Source organism: Spiroplasma endosymbiont of Megaselia nigra, from assembly GCF_003987485.1.
Taxonomy (GTDB): domain Bacteria; phylum Bacillota_I; class Bacilli_A; order Mycoplasmatales; family Mycoplasmataceae; genus Spiroplasma.
In genome coordinates, this window is sequence record NZ_RCOO01000229.1 from 1 (window position 1) to 1,618 (window position 1,618).

Consider the following 1,618-nt stretch of genomic DNA (forward strand, 5'->3'; position numbering starts at 1 on the left):
AATTACACAAGTTCCAGTTCGTTATAATAAGTTCTTTAAAGGTGATGTAGAATTATGATTTAAAACATTTGCTTTAAGAGCCCAAAATATGATTAATTCATATTTGAATTATCCATTTTCAAAATTAAAGTTTGAAACATTTAAAGACCCATTATTAAAGAAAATTTGTATTAATATGGTGTTTATTACGATTGAACATTGAACATTTAACCGCATTCCAATTGAGTTTTTTACTTCGGCAAATATGAGTGTTGGTGATATTAATTATTCTTCACAAAATGACCCTATGGCAACATGACAAGGTCTATTGCCTACTTATTCAAAATCATTGGCTAATTTAACAACTTTAAAGAAAATGTTTCGTACTTTTCAAGAAGAAGATATTGATTTGACAATGATAGATTTAGAAGCATATTATACTCAGTTAGAAGTTGACGCTTTAATAAATAACGAAAAAGATGAAAGAATAGAAACTTATAAAAAATTAGAGAGTAAGATAAATACAAAACAAGATATTGTTAATAAAAATACAAACTTAGAATTAAATAACTTAATTGCAAACAATACCATTGAAAGCAAAAAAGAAATTAAATCAGTTAATATTACAACGAATGATTTAGAAATTAAAAATATAACTGCAGAAACAGCGCAAAACTTTACCAAAGCAGTCAGAGCAGTACAAGAAAAAAATGTTAATTGAGAAGTAGTTGATACACCTACTTTTATTTCCAATAGTTCTGCTAGATATATTTTAGAAAATATTAATTTGAATAAATATATATACAGAATGAGAATAAAAGCAGGACAATTAAATAAAGAAAATTGAAGTAATTGAATAGAGACTATTAAAAATAAAAGTGATAATTATTCTGTACCGATTATAGTACTAAATTCAAATGATTATTTTAATTTTATTGTGCAATATCTATCAACAACAATGCTGCAATTACTTTTAAATACTAATATTTCTGTAAATATTTTAGATTTAATTGTAGAAAGAAAAGAAATAATTTAGAAGGGAGATGTTTTTATGCCAAAAGTAGAAATTAAAGATGTAATTATGTTTTTGAAAATCTTTGGAGTTTCATCATTGTTTTTTATTGCAGGAATTATTATTTGTTTTATAGGACCTACTAAATTAGGAATTGGTTGACCTGCATATGTAATTATTGGTGCAATGCTTAATGGTTTTGGGGTTATTGTTTTAATTATTGAAACTATTAGATTTATCAAAACTCATAACAAACAACAAAAACAAGATAGTATTGAAGATGTTATTAAAAAAGAAGATAAAAAATAAAGAGGTGTTATAAATGGGATTGTTACCAGCAAAAAAGAAAATAAAAAAAGATTATGATATTGATAGTTATTATCTTAATTTAGCATCAACGATTACTAATCGTAAAAATGTTACTGTTCAAAAACATAATGAAATTTTAGAAAAAAGAATTTGTGAAGATAATGCTAATTTTTTAAATCCACGAGATTTAGAAATTAGCATTTATAATCCACTTACTAATCAACAATTAGATACTAAATTAATTAATAACTTTTTAAAAATGCAAGACTTTACTAATAAGAATTGATATAACGAATATAAAATTAATAAGAATGGTAA

General features: G+C 23.7%; 3 protein-coding genes. All 3 read left to right on the forward strand.

Annotated features, from left to right (window positions below; translation table 4 throughout):
* Positions 1-1,015, forward strand: a 1,015-nt coding sequence (locus D9R21_RS07550; RefSeq protein ID WP_158613962.1) for a hypothetical protein, incomplete at its 5' end; no start/stop codon positions are given.
* Between the two features lie 15 nt (positions 1,016-1,030).
* Positions 1,031-1,300 (forward strand): hypothetical protein, encoded by a 270-nt coding sequence (locus tag D9R21_RS06340; RefSeq protein WP_126821527.1) that lies wholly within the window; start codon positions 1,031-1,033, stop codon positions 1,298-1,300.
* Between the two features lie 13 nt (positions 1,301-1,313).
* A partial coding sequence (locus D9R21_RS06345) for a hypothetical protein (RefSeq protein WP_148108871.1) occupies positions 1,314-1,618 on the forward strand: 305 nt, incomplete at its 3' end.